Source organism: Exiguobacterium marinum DSM 16307, from assembly GCF_000620845.1.
Taxonomy (GTDB): Bacteria; Bacillota; Bacilli; order Exiguobacteriales; family Exiguobacteriaceae; genus Exiguobacterium; species Exiguobacterium marinum.
Map to the genome: position 1 here is coordinate 1934433 of NZ_KK211189.1, position 16950 is coordinate 1951382.

At 46.4% G+C, this 16950-nt stretch carries 17 protein-coding genes and 2 pseudogenes; 1 reads left to right on the forward strand and 18 read right to left on the reverse strand.

All coding sequences use genetic code 11. The features are described from left to right. Positions 1-34 precede the first annotated feature (34 nt). The 9 genes and pseudogenes from hisIE to P400_RS0110315 form a co-directional block, all read right to left on the reverse strand. A pseudogene (gene hisIE / locus P400_RS15865) lies at positions 35-672 on the reverse strand (bifunctional phosphoribosyl-AMP cyclohydrolase/phosphoribosyl-ATP diphosphatase HisIE). Next, positions 621-1388, reverse strand: a complete 768-nt coding sequence (hisF, locus tag P400_RS0110280; RefSeq protein WP_026826110.1) for an imidazole glycerol phosphate synthase subunit HisF — start codon at positions 1386-1388, stop codon at positions 621-623. Before hisF ends, hisIE begins: the two are co-directional and overlap by 52 nt. Next, positions 1381-2094: a 1-(5-phosphoribosyl)-5-[(5-phosphoribosylamino)methylideneamino]imidazole-4-carboxamide isomerase gene (gene hisA, locus P400_RS0110285; protein ID WP_026826111.1), complete on the reverse strand. Its 714-nt coding sequence runs from the start codon at positions 2092-2094 to the stop codon at positions 1381-1383. Before hisA ends, hisF begins: the two co-directional genes overlap by 8 nt. Continuing rightward, positions 2072-2659 (reverse strand): imidazole glycerol phosphate synthase subunit HisH, encoded by a 588-nt coding sequence (gene hisH, locus P400_RS0110290; RefSeq protein ID WP_026826112.1) that lies wholly within the window; start codon positions 2657-2659, stop codon positions 2072-2074. The genes hisA and hisH overlap by 23 nt, the downstream gene beginning before the upstream one ends. Beyond that, entirely contained in the window at positions 2656-3243 is a 588-nt protein-coding gene (gene hisB / locus P400_RS0110295) for an imidazoleglycerol-phosphate dehydratase HisB (RefSeq protein ID WP_026826113.1), read from the reverse strand. Before hisB ends, hisH begins: the two co-directional genes overlap by 4 nt. Further along, positions 3230-4246, reverse strand: coding sequence for a pyridoxal phosphate-dependent aminotransferase (locus P400_RS0110300; RefSeq protein WP_026826114.1), 1017 nt, complete (start codon positions 4244-4246; stop codon positions 3230-3232). Before P400_RS0110300 ends, hisB begins: the two co-directional genes overlap by 14 nt. Beyond that, on the reverse strand, positions 4243-5460 hold the full coding sequence (hisD, locus tag P400_RS0110305; protein WP_026826115.1) for a histidinol dehydrogenase: 1218 nt from the start codon (positions 5458-5460) through the stop codon (positions 4243-4245). The genes P400_RS0110300 and hisD overlap by 4 nt, the downstream gene beginning before the upstream one ends. Then, entirely contained in the window at positions 5457-6065 is a 609-nt protein-coding gene (gene hisG, locus P400_RS0110310; RefSeq protein WP_026826116.1) for an ATP phosphoribosyltransferase, read from the reverse strand. The genes hisD and hisG overlap by 4 nt, the downstream gene beginning before the upstream one ends. Continuing rightward, on the reverse strand, positions 6062-6985 hold the full coding sequence (locus P400_RS0110315; protein WP_026826117.1) for an ATP phosphoribosyltransferase regulatory subunit: 924 nt from the start codon (positions 6983-6985) through the stop codon (positions 6062-6064). Before P400_RS0110315 ends, hisG begins: the two co-directional genes overlap by 4 nt. Before the next feature lie 111 nt (positions 6986-7096). Here P400_RS0110315 and hisJ point away from each other — a divergent pair, with 111 nt between their 5' ends. Next, positions 7097-7915 carry a histidinol-phosphatase HisJ gene (hisJ, locus tag P400_RS0110320; RefSeq protein WP_026826118.1) on the forward strand — a complete coding sequence of 273 codons (819 nt, stop codon included), beginning with the start codon at positions 7097-7099 and terminating at the stop codon, positions 7913-7915. Between the two features lie 151 nt (positions 7916-8066). Here the strand turns inward: hisJ and P400_RS0110325 are convergent, their stop codons facing one another. The 9 genes and pseudogenes from P400_RS0110325 to P400_RS15870 form a co-directional block, all read right to left on the reverse strand. After that, positions 8067-8417 (reverse strand): hypothetical protein, encoded by a 351-nt coding sequence (locus P400_RS0110325; protein ID WP_026826119.1) that lies wholly within the window; start codon positions 8415-8417, stop codon positions 8067-8069. 199 nt (positions 8418-8616) lie between these two features. Then, positions 8617-9192, reverse strand: coding sequence for a deoxycytidylate deaminase (locus P400_RS0110330; RefSeq protein WP_026826120.1), 576 nt, complete (start codon positions 9190-9192; stop codon positions 8617-8619). A 51-nt stretch (positions 9193-9243) separates the two neighbouring features. Next, positions 9244-10473: a toxic anion resistance protein gene (locus P400_RS0110335; RefSeq protein WP_026826121.1), complete on the reverse strand. Its 1230-nt coding sequence runs from the start codon at positions 10471-10473 to the stop codon at positions 9244-9246. After that, positions 10457-11179, reverse strand: coding sequence for a 5-bromo-4-chloroindolyl phosphate hydrolysis family protein (locus tag P400_RS0110340; RefSeq protein ID WP_026826122.1), 723 nt, complete (start codon positions 11177-11179; stop codon positions 10457-10459). Before P400_RS0110340 ends, P400_RS0110335 begins: the two co-directional genes overlap by 17 nt. A 197-nt stretch (positions 11180-11376) precedes the next feature. Beyond that, positions 11377-12729, reverse strand: coding sequence for a sodium-dependent transporter (locus tag P400_RS0110345; protein WP_026826123.1), 1353 nt, complete (start codon positions 12727-12729; stop codon positions 11377-11379). Positions 12730-12850: 121 nt separating this feature from the next. After that, entirely contained in the window at positions 12851-13723 is an 873-nt protein-coding gene (locus P400_RS0110350; RefSeq protein ID WP_026826124.1) for a diacylglycerol/lipid kinase family protein, read from the reverse strand. Continuing rightward, positions 13720-15225 (reverse strand): ABC transporter permease/substrate-binding protein, encoded by a 1506-nt coding sequence (locus P400_RS0110355; RefSeq protein WP_034771093.1) that lies wholly within the window; start codon positions 15223-15225, stop codon positions 13720-13722. The genes P400_RS0110350 and P400_RS0110355 overlap by 4 nt, the downstream gene beginning before the upstream one ends. Positions 15226-15235: 10 nt before the next feature. Next, positions 15236-15952, reverse strand: a pseudogene (locus P400_RS0110360) (ABC transporter ATP-binding protein); the annotation flags it as partial. Between the two features lie 108 nt (positions 15953-16060). Continuing rightward, on the reverse strand, positions 16061-16780 hold the full coding sequence (locus P400_RS15870) for a 3D domain-containing protein (protein WP_326931475.1): 720 nt from the start codon (positions 16778-16780) through the stop codon (positions 16061-16063). Between the last annotated feature and the right edge of the window lie 170 nt (positions 16781-16950).

Genomic DNA, 16950 nt, shown 5'->3' on the forward strand with positions numbered 1-16950 from the left:
AAAGAGGAAGGAGCACGTCTCCTTCCTCTTTCATTTACCATTCTGTGACGTCGCGACGAGGCTTCGCCGGTGTTGTCGTACCGTGACGTTTGGCGAGTAACGCTTCCACATCCTCTAAGCGGACCCCTTTAGCCGCCAACAAGACGAGCAGGTGATACAGAAGGTCTGCTGACTCTTCGACCAAGTCTTCGTCCGTCATGGCAGCAATGACGACCTCGAACGATTCTTCTCCGAACTTCTTTGCTATTTTTTCGACGCCTTGTTCAAACAAATACGTCGTATAAGAACCTTCTTTCGGTTCATTTTTTCTGGACTCAATCAATTGCTCCAATTCATGAATCATACGTTCACCTCCGTAAAGAAACAGCTTCGATTTCCGGTATGACACGTCGGACCGTTCGCATGAACACGAACGAGAAGTGCATCCTGGTCACAGTCGACGTGGATGCTGACGACATCAAGCGTGTTCCCGCTCGTCTCTCCTTTCACCCAAAGCCGACCTTTTGAACGAGACCAGAACGTGACGACCCGTTCACGAAGCGTCTGTTGAATCGCCTCCTCGTTCATATATCCTAACATGAGGACTGCCTCGTCTTCGTTTGAGACGATGATGGCGGGAATCAGTCCATTTTCGTCGAAACGAACCGCATCGGCAAGTTGTGACTCGTGCATACGTGCTTCACCTCTTCTACTGTCGTTTTTCGGTCATGTAAGATGGAGGCAAGTAAAGCAGCGTCGACTTTCTTAAGTGCCTCGACTACGTGCTCCGCATTCCCTGCCCCACCAGACGCGATAATCGGAATGTCGACGACTTCACGCAGTTGTTCTAAAATTGCCAAGTCATATCCGCTCTGCTTCCCGTCCTGGTTCATGGACGTGACAAGAAGTTCACCCGCGCCGAGCGCGGCCACTTGTTTCGCCCATTCGACTGCCAACAGCTCGGTTTTCTGTTTGCCGCCATATGTGTACACGTAGTATTCGCCGTCTTCAAACTTTACGTCGATTGCGACCACAATACATTGTGATCCGAAACGGTCCGCGGCTTCACGAATGAGACTCGGTGATTCGACAGCGAGCGTGTTCAACGATACTTTGTCCGCTCCTGCTTTTAACAGTGAAGAGATATCCTCTAGCGAACGAATCCCTCCACCGACCGTCAACGGGATGAATACTTTTCGCGCGACCGCACTGACGACATCGAGCATCGTCTGGCGTCGTTCCGTACTTGCCGTGATGTCGAGAAAGACGAGTTCATCGGCTCCGGACTCATCGTAATATTTCGCGATTTCGACCGGGTCCCCGATATCTCGTAATTGCACGAATTCAATCCCTTTGACGACACGACCTTCCTTCACATCGAGACATGGAATAATTCTGCGTTTAAGCATAACGCGCCTCCCATTCAATCAGTTCTTCGATACTCACTTTACCGGATAGGAGCGCTTTCCCGACGACCGCCTCATCAATCTTGGCCATCTTCAGTTCCTTCACGTCCTCTTCTGTCGTCACACCGCCTGAGGCAATCAGTGTGACGTTGACGATTTGACGTAACGCCTTCATCCGAGAAACGTTCGGTCCGTTCAATTTTCCGTCAGATCCGATGTCCGTATAAAGAATCGTCTCGATGCCCCGTTTGACGAGGTCTTGGGCGACCGAGATGTCATCGAGCTTTGTCGCTTCCTGCCATCCGTTGATGGCGACCTTCCCGTCGTAGGCATCGAGTGCCACAGCGACTCGTTTGCCATACTTTTCAATGGCCCGATCCAAAAAGTCAGGATCCGTGAATGCCTTTGTCCCTAAGAGGACACGGTCCGCACCTGTTTCCATGACCGCATCAAGTGAGGCCTCTGAACGAATCCCGCCTCCTGTCTGTACGAGGAAGCCAAGAGACTTCGCATAGCGGACAACGTCTAAGTGACGCGGCTCGCCTGCTTTGGCCCCTTCTAAATCGATCAAGTGAATCATCGGGACTTTTCCTTGCCATTCCTTCAGTAGCTCATACGGGTCACCGTATTGTTCTTCTGTCGAAAAATCACCTTCCGTCAAACGGACGATCTTCCCTCCGATTAAATCAATGGCGGGTAGTAATCTCACGCTCGACCGCCTCCTTCCATTCTTGAAGTAAACTGAGACCGAACGTCCCACTTTTTTCTGGGTGGAACTGCATGCCCGTGACGAGCCCTTTTTGAACGATTGCCGGAACTTTCTCACCCATATATTCAGCCGCCGCCACGATGTATTCGTCGTCCGTCACGGCATGGTAAGAGTGGACAAAATAGACGTCCTCATCGCGTAGGATCGAATTCCATCCGACGTGTGGAAGGCGCTTCGCACGCATCCGCTCAACCGTCCCCGGGATCAAACCGAGACCTTTTGTCGGCATGCCTTCCGTGCTCGAATCAAACAAGAGCTGCATCCCAAGACAGATCCCTAAAAACGGTTTTTCCGTCGCCATCTTTTGCAATAAGGGGATCAGGCCCGTCTGTTCGAGCGATTGCATCGCTTGCGGGAAGGCACCGACCCCAGGAAGTAAAATGGCATCCGCTTCTTCAATTTGATTTGCATCGTTCGTGATCACAACATAGCAACCGATGGCTTGTAAGGCACGTTCGACGTTGAACACGTTTCCCATGCCATAATCGATGACCGCTACTTTCATCCTTCGATCCATCCTTTCGTAGAAGGGAGTCGGTTCGTCCCATCGCTTGATACCGCCTCGGCAAGCGCTCGACCAAACGCCTTAAACAACCCTTCAATCATGTGATGTGAATTTGACCCGTAAAGGACGGCGAGATGAAGGGTAAGCCTGCCATTCATGGCAACGGCCCGAAAGAACTCTTCAGCGAGTTCGGTATCAAAATCACCAAGCTTTGGATTACGAATCTCCGCCTGATAGACGAGATAAGGTCGTCCTGATACATCGACGACTGCTCGCGCTAGCGTCTCATCCATCGGCATGTAACTCGACCCGTAGCGGCGAATCCCGACTTTATCCCCGAGTGACTTAGCGATGAGCTGACCGAGTGCGATGCCGACATCCTCGACCGTATGATGGGCGTCGACCCATGTGTCGCCTTCCACTTTCACGTGTAAGTCTATCTGACTGTGAAAGGCAAGCAACGTCAACATGTGATCAAAAAAACCGACCCCCGTTTGAATAGAGCTTTCACCCGTTCCGTCCAGATTTAATCGAATGTCAATTTTCGTCTCTTTCGTCTCACGTTTTAGTTCAGCTGTTCTCAACAGAATTCACCTCTTCAATCGTTTGTCGGATATAGGCATACGCCTCGTCTGTCCCTGCACTGACACGTAATCCATCCGGAAACGCACGTACATGAACTCCTTTTTCAAGGAAGCGCGATGCCCATCCTTCACTATCATCCGTTTTGACATAAATAAAGTTGGCACGACTCGGTAAAATCTCGCCGATTGGACGTAATAAGTCCGTCAATTTTTCACGTTGTGTCGTATGGAACTCGATCGATTCTTGAATATATGATTCATCTCGTAAGACGACGTTCGCGACAGCGGCACTGAGTCCACTGACATTGAACGGCGATCGGAAGCGATCAATCTGCTCAATGATTTCTTCTGACGCAATCATGAAACCAATCCGGAGGTTCGCTAAACCGAACGCCTTCGATAACGTCCGTAAGATGATGACGTTCGGATGTTCGTTCAAGCGAGATACAAATGAGTCCTGCATTGTGAAATCGATATAAGCTTCATCTACGACGAGGTACGGAACACGTGACGCAATATCTGACAATTCGTCAAGTGTCCACATCTTGCCGGTCGGGTTATTCGGATTTGAAATCAGGACGAGCTTCGGTTTGATCGTTTGAATGAGCTCGACGAATGTCTCATAGTTCAATCCGTTCGTATCAGGTTGTGTGAACTGCCCCCTCGCAATTTGTGTGTAGATGCCATACATCGAAAAGTCTGGAGCCGGAGCGAGGACGTGGTCCTCCGTATCTAAGATTGCCTGACTTAAAATCGCCAACAGTTCGTCGCTTCCGCTTCCGACCATGAGTTGTGTCGCCTCAACTACTGCATAGTTGGCATAACTCGCTTTTAAGGCAATCAACTCTTCGACCGGATAACGATTGAGCGCCTCAAGTGACACGTCTCGAATCGATCGCTCTAGTCGTTCTGGTAACGGATATTGGCTTTCGTTTTGATTGAGTGCGAATCCTGACACGGCATTTGGTACATAGCGAGGGATATTTTGATAGTTTCGTCTCATATGCCCTCCATCCGAACAGCCATCGCACGGGCATGTCCTTCTAATTGTTCTTGTTTGGCGATTCGAATCGCAGCCTTTGTGATTGTCTCATCAAGTTCTGTCATCTCAAGGAATGTCTGGCGGCGATAAAAGTCGTCGACCGATAGTCCACTTGAGAATCGAGCCGTTCCACTAGTCGGTAGGACATGATTTGGTCCAGCGATATAGTCTCCGAACGCTTCCGCTGCCTCGTGACCGAGGAAGAACGATCCACCGTGACGAATCGACTTCATCAATTGTTCCGGATCTTTGACGGCCAACTGGACGTGCTCCGCGGCCATCGTATTCGCATACTCGATCGCATCCTCGATTTTCCGATAAAAGACGCCGCCACGTTTCAACGCTTCTCTTGCGATGTCTTGTCGTGGTAAGAGCGCGAGCTGTCGTTCAAGTTCTCGCTCCACTTCATCACGAAGCGTCTCTGTCGTGACGAGCGCAATCGCTGTCGCCTCGACGTCATGTTCCGCTTGTGCGAGCAGGTCAGCCGAGACCCACTTCGGGTTCGCCGTTTCATCGGCAATGATTAACACTTCGGACGGTCCCGCAACGGAGTCGATGCCGACAATGTGGGACACGAGCGCTTTCGCTGTCGCGACATACGCATTTCCTGGTCCGACAATCTTATCGACGGGACGAATCGTTTCCGTTCCGTATGCGAGTGCAGCAACGGCTTGCGCGCCTCCGACAAGAAAACACTCATCAGCACCCGCGATTTTGGCTGCAATCAAGAGCGAGATGTCAATCCCATCTGCTTTCGGCGGCGTGACCATGACGACTCGTTTGACGCCAGCCACTTTCGCCGGAATGATGTTCATGAGCACGCTCGATGGGTAGACGGCTGTCCCGCCTGGCACGTAGACCCCGACCGAATCGAGTGGCATATAGCGTCGACCGAGTCGAAACATCGTATCTTCGAACATATCATCTTGTCGTACTTGACGCGCGTGGAACGTACGAATCCGTTCCGCCGCTAACGTCAACGCTTCCGTCAGTTCAGCATACGCTGCTGGCGGGGTAAAGCGGGCTAAATCAACCGATTCAATTTTGTCGACACCGTCGAATTGTTTCGTCCACTCAAGGAGCGCTTCGTCTCCACGGGTTTCGATCGATTCAACGATTGGTTTCACGGCCTCGGCCCATGCTTCGCGCCGTGATCGATTCGTTTCAGTGCTCATGTGTTCTCCTCCTGACTCAGCTTTCGAATCCATGCCTTCAATTCGTCAGGCTGTTCCGCCAAAGCCGTTTCGCTCGTAATGAATTTTGCATTGATTGAAAAGATTGTCTCATATTCTTCTAAGTCGTTCGCGGCAAGTGTCGCCCCTGTCTCAACGATGTCAACGATGCAATCAGCGAGTCCGGTTAAAGGCGCGAGTTCGACTGATCCATTCAACGCGATCACTTCTACGTTTTGTCGTTTCGATGCAAAATGTGAGATGGCGATATTCGGGTATTTACTGGCCACCTTCAATTTTTTCGTTCCGTTACGTCGGACTTTTGGACCACAAACAGCCATTCGACAACGTCCGAACGGCAAATCGACGACTTCAAGCACACCCGGCGTTTTTTCCCGTAAAATATCTCCACCGACGATCCCGACATCTGCGGCCCCGTGCATCACATATTTATAGACATCGTCCCCTTTGACGAAAATAAATTCATGATCGCCTGCTTGCACCGTCAGCTCACGTCCACGTGTTTCAGGCCATACGGGTAAATCACGTTCTACAAAAAATTGACGAGCTGCTTTTTCGATCCGACCTTTCGCGACCGCTACTTTCATTTGATCACCTCATCTAACTGTTCTAAATCAAGGGACATGCCGAACGCTCGTCTCGATTGTCCGAAATGGCCATATAGTGAATCGTATCGTCCTCCTGACAGGACACGCTTCCCTTCGACGCTTCCTGTCACGGTCAAACCAGAGTAATAGTCAAAATCACCCGTTTGACCAAAATCGTATGACACTTCTAAGCCGATTGCGCGCAAGTGTTGTACCGCCTCATCGACATCATCGATTGCCTCTTTTAAAGAAGCCGGTGCTTGAGTGCGCAACTCCTCGAGCGCTGAATTGCCAATTAGAAACGGTAATTTCGCAATCAATGGATAACGATATGTCTCCGCTAATTCACGTAACGATTCTAAATTGCGAATCGCCAAGATTTTACGGAATGTCCGCTCTTGAACGCCTGTTTCTTTTGCAATAAGTGAGATGACGGCCGCAGAACCGATTTTGATCGTTAATTGATTCGTAGGCAGGACTCCTTCCGTCATATCGAGAAATGATTCGATGAGATGATGATCCTTCTCTTCGCCGTCGACCCACTCGAGTCCAAGCTGCTGTCGTTCATGCGGTTGACCGGAATGCTTGACCGTCCGACGATAGACGGCACCCGCATAAGCGACGCGCATCGGTTCATGACCGTCGGCTAATTTTCTCGCAATCTGAAGTGTATAGTCAGGGCGCATGACGAGAAGTTCGCCGTCATTCCCAAATAACCGATAATAGGCCGACTCATCAAAGAGCGCCAAATTTTGATAATGCGAATAGTATTCAAGTAGAGGCGGGTCAATCACGGCATAACCGCTCGCCTCTGCTTTTTCTAAAAATGAAAGCATCCACCGCTTTGGCCGAATGACATCTCCTGATTGAAGTTCATACCATCCTTCTGGAATCGAACCTTTTGAATTTGACCAAATCATGATAACCACCCTTTACCTTATTATCACTTTACCAAACTAAAGTATTGTGTTAAATTTATCAAATACAATCATACCTGTCAACCAATTAACTTATAAAGGACGTGTAACAAAATGTTTGATTTTACCCACGATGGACATGTGCATACTCCATTTTGTCCACACGGTACAAAAGACCCACTTGAACAATATATTCAAGTCGGAATCGAAAAAGGCCTGCAAACAATCACTTTTACAGAACATGCACCATTTCCTGAGACATTTATCGACCCTGTACCGAATCGAGATTCGGCGATGCCATTTGATTCACTTCCTGATTACCTCAATACATTGCAACAGATGAAGCAGCAATACAAAGGTGTAATAAGCATAAAGATCGGATTAGAAGTCGACTTGTTGCCATACCTTGAGGAAGAGACGATTGCGTTACTCGAACCATACGCAACGTTGCTCGATGAAGTCATCTTGTCACAACACTTCTTATATGTAGATGGCACCTATATGCCGATTGATTTTTCAGCTGAAACGTTTGATGAGCTCGTCACAAAACTCGGCTCATTCGAAAATGTGATGAAAGCTTATTATAAGTCAATCGAACGTGGTCTCGGATTCCCATGGGAAAACATCAACGTCGCTCGGATTGGACACATTGATTTACCAATCAAATACCAAAAAAATTATGACTGGAAGCGTTCCGAAGTAAAAAAGGAAGAAGAACGCCTCTTACAGGTGATCGCTGACCGAGGATTTGGACTCGACTTCAACACGGCCGGACTCAGAAAACCGGATTGCGGGGAACCTTACGTCGCAGGACTCGCAAAAGCTGCCAGCGAGTTACATATCCCATTCACATTGGGATCGGATGCACATCTCGCTCAAGATGTGGCGGCTGGATTCGACATCATCGCACAAAAAAAAGCCACGTTCCTATGAACGTGGCTTTTTGACAGCGATCTAGCTATCTAGATCCCCATGCTTATGGTTGACAACGATATGGCGTTCCATTTCTTCATCTGTAAACATCATACCATAAAGAAAAATAGATGCAATAAAAAATTGGGTGAAATTGTTCACCCAATTGAGATCACATCGCTGCGTACAATGTTTTTATATCGTTCGTAGATGCCTCGTCCATTTGGAGGGCTACGAGCTCAACATATTGTAGTGCTGGGTCCTGATCTTTCGACAAAGCGACAATTTCGGCGGCTGCCTTATCAAGCGCCAACAAGATTCCTGATACACCAAGCGTCGGATAATATCGAAGTAAAGCTCGAACATGTTTAATCTCAGATACTTCATTTCCGTTAATCGTCAACGATTTGACAGCCAACTCTTTACGCATGCCAATCGCAAATTTATCTTCCCACACTTCTTCGAGCGTGATCAAGGCTTCTACTTCATATGCACCATCTGTAAAGCGAACAAGTTTTTCCATAAACAATTTCCCCTCTCCTGAATCTATTTTCATTATATAAGAGATTTTAGAGTATATATTGTGAAATATTGAACATTATGTGTAAAGTTTGTCTCACTTGATTTCGAACAAAAAAAAGGCCCCTCCGAGGAGGGGCGAATAATGGAAGAGTAAAACACCATTGGCAGTACATTAATAATATATCACCTTATGAAAACGTTTACAATGTATTTTTGTACATTTTCTCTAGTGGCATATGTAGCACTTCAATCCCACTGTCACGCATCAATTCTAATCCGTCGCCATGCTCGTAACCGACCGCATAGACTACTCGTGCGACTCGTGCGGCGATTAGGGCAAGTGAACAGGCGTGACATGGCGAATGGGTGACATAAGCGGTCGCACCGAAGGCGTTCGTCGAATCAGCAGCCAGTTTTCCAATCGCATTGATTTCGGCATGGATTTCATGTTGTTTCGACCAGTGATGATGATCATACGGGTCCGTACATTTGATATATGTCACACCGTCACGGATGAGTCGTGCTGGTTCGTTGATCATATCAACGTCCGTCGACGTCACATAGTTCGCATGCTTATAAAATCCTTCTTCTTTTTTAATATAAATCTCATTACAATTCGTATGACCGGAAGGTGTTCCGTTCAAGCCAATCGAAATCGGTTTTTCATCCTTCACAATGACACATGCCACGCTCTTGGATGCACACTTCGAGTGTCGCTCGGCCATCATATCGGCAAACAGCAACCACGTCTCGTCCCACAATCGTTGTTTCTCCACACAAGTCCCTCCTCGTAGAAAAGGAAAGTCTGATTGCTCAGACTTTCCTCCTTAGTATCCAGTGTCTTTTGGCAGTTCTTTATTTTTCGAGGCGATCTCGATGACTTTCTCTTTAAGCTCGTGCTCCATTCGGTCGAGTTCACGCTCGGCGTCGCGACGTTTTTGCTTCCCTTCTTGTTGAATACGTAATGTTTCATCCAACGTTGAAAGTAAGTTCTCGTGAGCAACTTTCAGTGATTCAACAGAAACAATCCCTTTTTCATTTTCTTGTGCGATTTCAATCGAAGAATCTTTCAACATCTTCGAGTTCTGCTCAAGCAACTGGTTTGTCGTCTTCGTCACGTCCTGCTGCATACGAAGTGCCGTCTTCTGACGCGTTAGGCTGAGCGCAAGAACGACCTGGTTTTTCCAAAGCGGAATCGTGTTGACGACCGCCGATTCAATCTTCTCGGCAAGGATTTGGTTATTCTGCTGAATGACCCGAATTTGCGGTGCCATTTGAAGGCTAATGGTACGACTGAGTTTTAAGTCATGCAATTTCTTCTCAAAACGGTCCGCCAATTGAATCATGTCGTTCAATTGTTGCAATTTTGACTGGTCTTTAGAAACTTCCACTTCATGTCGCAGTGGCGCAATCTCATGCTCACGTACATGATCTAGCTTTGTTTCACCCGCTGCGATATAGACGTTTAATTCTTCGAAATAACGCTTGTTTTTGTCATACATTTGATCGAGCATCGTGATATCTTTCATTAGACCGAACTTGGCACGATCTAAATTGTGGATGACTTCTTCCAAATAGACGTTCATTTTTTCGAATTGAAGTTTATAGTTCTCAGCCTTCTTTTTTGCGCGACCGATGAGCGGGATGTTATCCATGAAACTCTTCTTCTCCGGTTGAAGCATGTCCGGGTCCATCTTTCGGACGTTTTGCATCAAATCTGACAAAAGTTTCCCGGCGTCCCCGCCATCTTTCATTCGGACTTCCGTCAAAATTTGGTCGGAGAATTGTGACAGTTCACGTTGGACATTCGACCCAAACAACATAACCGAATCCGTCTTTTTAATATCGATTGATTCAGCCAATCGCGTGATGCGCTCACGGTGCTCTTGAGGGACGTCTGGCTTCGCTTGGATAGCAGGCACTTCCTCTGCCTGCGAAACAGATGACCACTCTACAGACGGATCGCTAAACCCCTCTGCCTCAGTTTTTGTTTTTGTATCAGATGTCAGCTCTTCTTCCGGCCATGACTGCCAGTTCGTTTCATTCGATGAAGTCATGCTTTTTTCTCCCTTCCGGCTGATCAGATAAGACTCGCTCCATCATAATCAGTTCACGTTCAAAGTCTACGGCATCATCTTCAAGAAGACGTCCGCGCTGTTCTTTAAATTTATCGACAATTAGCCGCATATTCGTTATTAATTGTTCTCGAGTTTCTTCTTGAATGATGACCCGTTTTCCTTCCAGTTCTTTAAATTTCAAGACGACCGAGACGAGGGAATCTAAGTAGAATGTGAACAAGTCTCGAACATGCTTCGCGTCTTGCGGATTTTCGAAAAGTTCCTCGAACAATTCATGCGCTTCTTTTGACACTGCTTTCATTTCTCGCCTTACTTCTACATCTTTGATTTCAGGCAAGACACGGTCAATCTGTTGCAGTTTCTCATACCCTTGCTCAATCGTCCGTTGCAAGAATTGAAGTTCTAAATCATCCGTCGCCTCGAATTGACGTGCCGAGATAGGATCTTCAATCGGTTTTAGGATTCTTGAGCCTGAGAACGATTCTTCCTCATCAAGCAGCAGTTTTTTCTTCGCCCGTTTTGCGACCGTTGTCGGTGTTCGCTGACGGTTTTTGCGCTTATTCGTTGACCAGACTTCGTTCAAGACGAGCGCCCCTACTATAATGAATAACCAGGAGAAATCGAATACGTTGATGGCAAAGTATATGACTGCCCCAGTCAGGGCCCATTTCATCCATGTTTTCATTCTTTTCACCTCATCTCATGTTACTTCTATTGTACATTACGAAACCGATCAAAAAAAGTTTCGTCACCTCTATCATTTTAGCATAATAAAAGTCTTTGTTTCCTCCGTCCACAGGTGTAGAAACAACTACCTATATCGACTTCATTCCCGTTGCGAGACGAAAAAAACCGTAGACTAGAGAGCCTACGGTTCCTCAATTATGTGTTAAGCCACGTGGATACCATGACGACTCCTACTGTCACCGGTATAACATAGCGTATGAGTGCATGCCAGATTGGATAAAGCTTCATACCTGGCTGAGATGTTTGAATCTCGTCTTTTAAAATACGTTGGTCTACTACATAACCAACAAAAATTGACGTTAAGAAGGCTCCGACCGGCATTAAAATATAACTGACGAGGTAATCCATCGTGTCGAAGAACGTTCGCCCGTTCCAGATTTGTAAATCGCTCAATAACCCAAATGACAGCGCAGAAGGCACACCGACGAGGAAGACGAGCAAGGCAGCTGTAACCGTTACTTGTTTCTTCGACCATGTCGGTTTCTTTTCATTCAGACGATCGGTCACACCCGCGACGACGACCTCTAACATCGCAATCGAAGACGTGATTGAAGCGAATGCGAATAATAAGAAGAACAATACCATGAAAAATCCACCGAGCGGAACTTGATTGAAGACCGCCGGTAGGACGACGAAGAGCAATGCCGGTCCTTCAGCTGGGTCTAATCCTGAAGCAAAGACTGCCGGGAAGATGGCAAGACCTGCTAGGAGCGAAACGGTAATATTCAATAGAACAATCATGTTCGCGGAACGATTCAGCGTCCCTTTCGTCTTAATGTAAGATGCATATGTCAGCATCGCAGCCACCCCTAGAGATAAGGAGAAGAAGGCTTGTCCAAGGGCAAATAAGACCGATTCCCCTGTGAGAGCAGAGAAGTCAGGTTGTAAGAAGAAGCGGACCCCTTCCATCGCCCCGTCAAGTGTCAATGAGCGGACAACGAGGACTATAAAACTGATGAACAATAACGGCATTAAAATCTTGCTCATCCGTTCGATTCCCGCTTCTACCCCACGTAAGACAATCAAAAGCGTAATCGTGAGAAATAAAAACTGTCCGATGACGGCGATTTCAGGTGTTGACACGACACTTCCGAAGACATCACCAAATTCGTCAGCACTTCGTCCATTTAATGTTCCACTCAAACCGAGTCCGATGTAAATGAGGACCCATCCCCCAATAACACTATAGAAGGAAAGCAACAAGAAACAGGCAATGACACCAAGATAGCCGATGATGCTCCATCGTCCATGTCCCAATTGTTTAAAAGCAAGAAGTGCTGTCTTTTGAGTCGAACGTCCAACGATGAACTCTCCAATCAATAATGGTAGACCAAGTAATAACGTGAACGCCAAAAACATGAGTAAAAAGGCACCGCCCCCACTAGTTCCAGTGACATACGGAAATTTCCATATCGCACCTAGACCAATCGCCGAACCTGCGGCAGCTAAAATGAATCCAATTTTTGAGGCGAATGAATTTTGCGCCATGATTACCCCTACTTCCTGTTTTTCATTTCATTTTCATAATAATAGTGAAATACTAACACGGTTCAACAATCAGGACAACAAAAAACAGAGAAAAGTCTGAATACTTTTCTCTGTTGATGCTTTATGGCGTTAAAAATGTTACTGCATTCTCTTGAATCTGGATGGACAATTGTTCAGATTCGAAATGTTCACCATCGATATCGATAATTTGAGGTTGACTCAATTCTACTTTCACATGAGAAGCCTGAAAGTGATTCCACTCGGGGGATTTTTGATCGAGACCGAGTTGCTGCGCCAAAAGTTGTCGAATCATCGGAAACCCGATTGATGAACTGTGAACAACCTCTAACAGTCCATCAGAAAAGGACTGTGTCTCAAGCTTCGTCGGGACTGTCCCGAGGTAGCTACCGTTTCCAATATAGAGAAAACTTACATCGCCTTCATAGAGCAGCTCATCTTTTCGATATAACCGGATTTCAAACGGATCCGCTTCACGAAATTGTCGAATCGTCGCTAAAAAGTAGCCGATTGACCCTAGTGATTCCTTTTCATCTGGGTCGATTTGTCGTGATGTATCGGCAATCAATCCAATCCCGACAAAATTGAGGGCATACATCTCATCCACTTGAATGACGTCCACTTGTTGCGTATGTTTCGACTTAATGACATTTGCAGCTTGTGTCGGTTGAATTGGGAGTTCGAGCGCTCGCGCAAAATCATTACATGTCCCAGCCGGTATGATGCCTACGGTAGGTCGCTCCTCGCGCTCTAACGTCATCAATCCGTTCACTACTTCATTCAGCGTACCGTCCCCACCAATCACGATGAGATGGTCGAAAGGTCCACTCTCTGAGGAAAATCGGAGTGCATCCCCAATTTCTTGCGTCTTCTTGATGGTGATTTCTTCATAGAGCGATTCAATCGTTCCAATGACCTCCCCGAGCATCGTCTCGCTCGTACCAGACTTCGGATTCGAAATAATCAAAGCTCTCATAATAACCCTTCCTGCTCTAAGAAGTCTTTCGCTACGTCATATGCACGCTCATTTCCGTAAGCGACACGTCGGTTCAATTCAGACATCTGTTCGTCCGTGATTTTTCCAGCGAGTTGATTAAGGGCATCTTCGATTTCTGGATATTCTTCAAGTGTTTCTTCTTTCAAGAGGGGTGCCCCTTGATAAGGTGGGAAGAACTGTCGATCGTCTTTTAAAACGACCAAGTCATTTTCGGCAATATCAGGGTCAGTTGCGTAGGCATCAACTAGATTGACGTCTCCTCGAGAAATGGCACGATAACGCAACTTTTGCTCCATCGACACAACGGATGGGAAATCAAATCCATATTCATCTTGAAGACCAGGATATCCATCTTCACGATCTGTAAATTCAAGGGTGAACCCTGCCTTAATATCTGATTCCACGTTTCGTAAATCTGAAATCGCAGTAATGTCCTCTGCTTCTGCATATTCACGTGGAATAGCAAGTGCATACGTATTATTAAACTGCATCGGCTCAAGCATCACATACCCGTCTTCTGCAAGTGCATCTCTCGCTTGTTCGTACACCTCGCGTGCATCATTTGACTCAGGTGACTCTTTTACGAGACTAGCGAGTGCCGTACCAGTAAATTCCGGATAGATGTCGACATCACCAGATTTCAGAGCACCCCATACGAATGTCGTTTCACCAAAGTTCGGTTTCACTGATACGGACAGATCCGTTTCTTCTTCAATTAACAACTTATACATATTCATCAGAATTTCAGGCTCAGGTCCAAGTTTTCCGGCGACGACTAAATCCGTCTCCTGTGAGCGACCGAATGCGAGCGGAGTGATGATAATCAAGGCGAGTACGGTTGAGACGGCAATCAATTTCGTTTTATTGCGAGATGCTGTTGCACCTTCCATCTGACGCAACAAGAAATCAAACAATAGTGCTAAAATAGCAGCCGGTATGGCCCCAAGTAAAATTAAGTAATTGTCATTTCGGTTAATCCCAAGCAAAATTAATGTACCAAGCCCACCCGCTCCAACGAGGGCAGCGAGTGTCGCTGTTCCTACGATAAGGACCATGGCAGTTCGAATACCAGCCATTATGACAGGGAGAGCAAGCGGAAGTTCGACTTTCATCAAACTCTGATTCGGCTTCATTCCACAAGCCCTTGCTGCTTCAAGTAATGATTTATCTACTTCGTTCAAACCTGTAAACGTATTCCGTAAAATCGGAAGAAGCGCGTATAAGACGAGCGCAATGATTGCAGGTAATGCACCGATTCCTACGAGCGGAATCATCAACCCGAGCAAAGCAAGAGAAGGAATCGTTTGAATGATGGCAGTAACACCAATAGCGGTTTCAGCAATTTTTTTACGACGCGTCAGCCAGATTCCTAACGGTACGGCAATCAAGACGGCGATTAAAAGTGATACGACAGAGAGCTGTAAGTGCTCAATCAGTGCCTCGACAAGCTGTCCTTGTCTATTTTGGAACGTCTCAAGCATCCAGCTCACCTCTTCCACGTTGTGTAAATTCCAAGACGAATGGGTCATCGCTCGCCAATATCTCTTCTGGCGTACCGACAAGCATCAATTCGCCATCACGCATCAATGCGATACGATCACCGAGCTTCATCGCTTCCTGCATATCATGTGTGACAAAGAGAATCGTCTTTCCTAGTTCATCATTCAATCGTTTGATGTCGTCTTGCAATTGTCCGCGGCTAATCGGGTCAAGTGCTGAGAAAGGTTCGTCCATCAAAATGACTTCTGGGTCTGCAGCTAGGGCACGCAATACACCAACTCGTTGCTGTTGACCTCCTGATAGCTCTGAAGGTTTTTTGGCACGTAATTTCGGATCGAGACCGGCAATTTCCATCAACTCTGTCACGCGGTCTTTTGTTCGATCCTTCTTCCATTTTAATAGTTCAGGAACGACAGAAATATTTTCTTCTACTGTCAAGTGTGGGAATAGTGCGATTTGTTGTAACACATATCCGATATTACGACGTAACTCGTAAATATCAAATTGATAGATTTCTTTTCCATCGATCAATATTTTTCCATCTGTGTGATCGATTAACCGATTCACCATTTTCATTGTTGTAGTCTTGCCACAACCTGAAGGACCAATCAATATAAAGATTTCTCCCTTTTGAACTGTTAAGCTTAACTCTTTGACGGCCAATGTCCCGTCTTCATAACGTTTTGATACATCCCGAAACTCAATCAACGTAATCCCTCCTCGACTATTTCCAAAATGGAAATTCAAATAGTATTTTGCCCTTTTCTATGCTTTGTTAAACAAAAAAAGGCTCTCCTGAATAGAGAACCTTCAAAATTAATAAAGAGTGACTTGGATATGTCGACGACCCCATTGGATCGCATCCTGTTTTGAATCGACCAATAAATCAACAATATGTCCTTTGATTCTGCCACCGGTATCAAGGGCGATTGCATCACCGACACCTTGAATATGCACTTTTGAACCTAATGGAATGATAGAAGGATCGACGGCGATAATTCGCATGCCGTTATAATAAATCGAATCAGTCACGTCATGACCAGTCGCAGTCAAAACACGACCTCCATACGCCTTATTGTCAGCAACATCGTTTGAGTAAGCTGTCGATTCGACAGTAATGACTTTTTTACTCGTTGTCGTAGACACTGGTGATGCCGTAGCGTTCTTGTTTGAAGAAGCCGCTGCCTTTTGTGCCGCCACTCTTTCCGCTTCTTTACGTTCTTCTTCTGCCTTACGCTCTGCTTCAAGTTTAGCTAGTCTCGCCTTCTCTGCTTCTTCCTTCGCTTTCTCTGCAGCGAGACGTTCTGCTTCTAAACGTTTCTCTTCAGCTAAGCGTTTCTCTTCGGCAATTTTCTTTTGGCGAGCGATTTCCTTTTGCCTCTCTTCTTCAATCGCTTGTCGTTCTAATTCAAGTGGATTTTGAACGATTTTCTGTTCTGTCCCGATTCCGATCTGAGCAGCATCTGCTTGATTCATGAATGTGAACATTCCCATCATCGCGGTTCCAATTACTATCATATATTTAATCAATTTCATCGTAGTAAGGTCATCACCTTTCTCGTTATGTAACGAACAGATGTTAATTTACCACGACACGTCATCTTGGAGTAGCTATTTTATCGAAGTGAAATAATCCTGACATATGACATGAAAAGTGGTTACAGATTGTAACAATTGCGAAAAACGTTGCTATTGCAAGGTTTCAC

Excerpts from the sequence above, each read along its gene's own strand:
- hisH (WP_026826112.1), bottom strand. The coding sequence starts at position 2,659 with ATGAAAGTAGCGGTCATCGATTATGGCATGGGAAACGTGTTCAACGTC.
- P400_RS0110350 (WP_026826124.1), bottom strand. The coding sequence starts at position 13,723 with ATGAGAGCTTTGATTATTTCGAATCCGAAGTCTGGTACGAGCGAGACG.
- P400_RS0110340 (WP_026826122.1), bottom strand. The coding sequence starts at position 11,179 with ATGAAAACATGGATGAAATGGGCCCTGACTGGGGCAGTCATATACTTT.
- hisG (WP_026826116.1), bottom strand. The coding sequence starts at position 6,065 with ATGAAAGTAGCGGTCGCGAAAGGTCGGATCGAAAAAGCAGCTCGTCAA.
- P400_RS15870 (WP_326931475.1), bottom strand. The coding sequence starts at position 16,780 with ATGAAATTGATTAAATATATGATAGTAATTGGAACCGCGATGATGGGA.
- P400_RS0110345 (WP_026826123.1), bottom strand. The coding sequence starts at position 12,729 with ATGGCGCAAAATTCATTCGCCTCAAAAATTGGATTCATTTTAGCTGCC.
- hisJ (WP_026826118.1), top strand. The coding sequence starts at position 7,097 with ATGTTTGATTTTACCCACGATGGACATGTGCATACTCCATTTTGTCCA.
- P400_RS0110300 (WP_026826114.1), bottom strand. The coding sequence starts at position 4,246 with ATGAGACGAAACTATCAAAATATCCCTCGCTATGTACCAAATGCCGTG.
- P400_RS0110325 (WP_026826119.1), bottom strand. The coding sequence starts at position 8,417 with ATGGAAAAACTTGTTCGCTTTACAGATGGTGCATATGAAGTAGAAGCC.
- hisF (WP_026826110.1), bottom strand. The coding sequence starts at position 1,388 with ATGCTTAAACGCAGAATTATTCCATGTCTCGATGTGAAGGAAGGTCGT.
- hisD (WP_026826115.1), bottom strand. The coding sequence starts at position 5,460 with ATGAGCACTGAAACGAATCGATCACGGCGCGAAGCATGGGCCGAGGCC.
- P400_RS0110355 (WP_034771093.1), bottom strand. The coding sequence starts at position 15,225 with ATGCTTGAGACGTTCCAAAATAGACAAGGACAGCTTGTCGAGGCACTG.
- P400_RS0110315 (WP_026826117.1), bottom strand. The coding sequence starts at position 6,985 with ATGATTTGGTCAAATTCAAAAGGTTCGATTCCAGAAGGATGGTATGAA.
- P400_RS0110335 (WP_026826121.1), bottom strand. The coding sequence starts at position 10,473 with ATGACTTCATCGAATGAAACGAACTGGCAGTCATGGCCGGAAGAAGAG.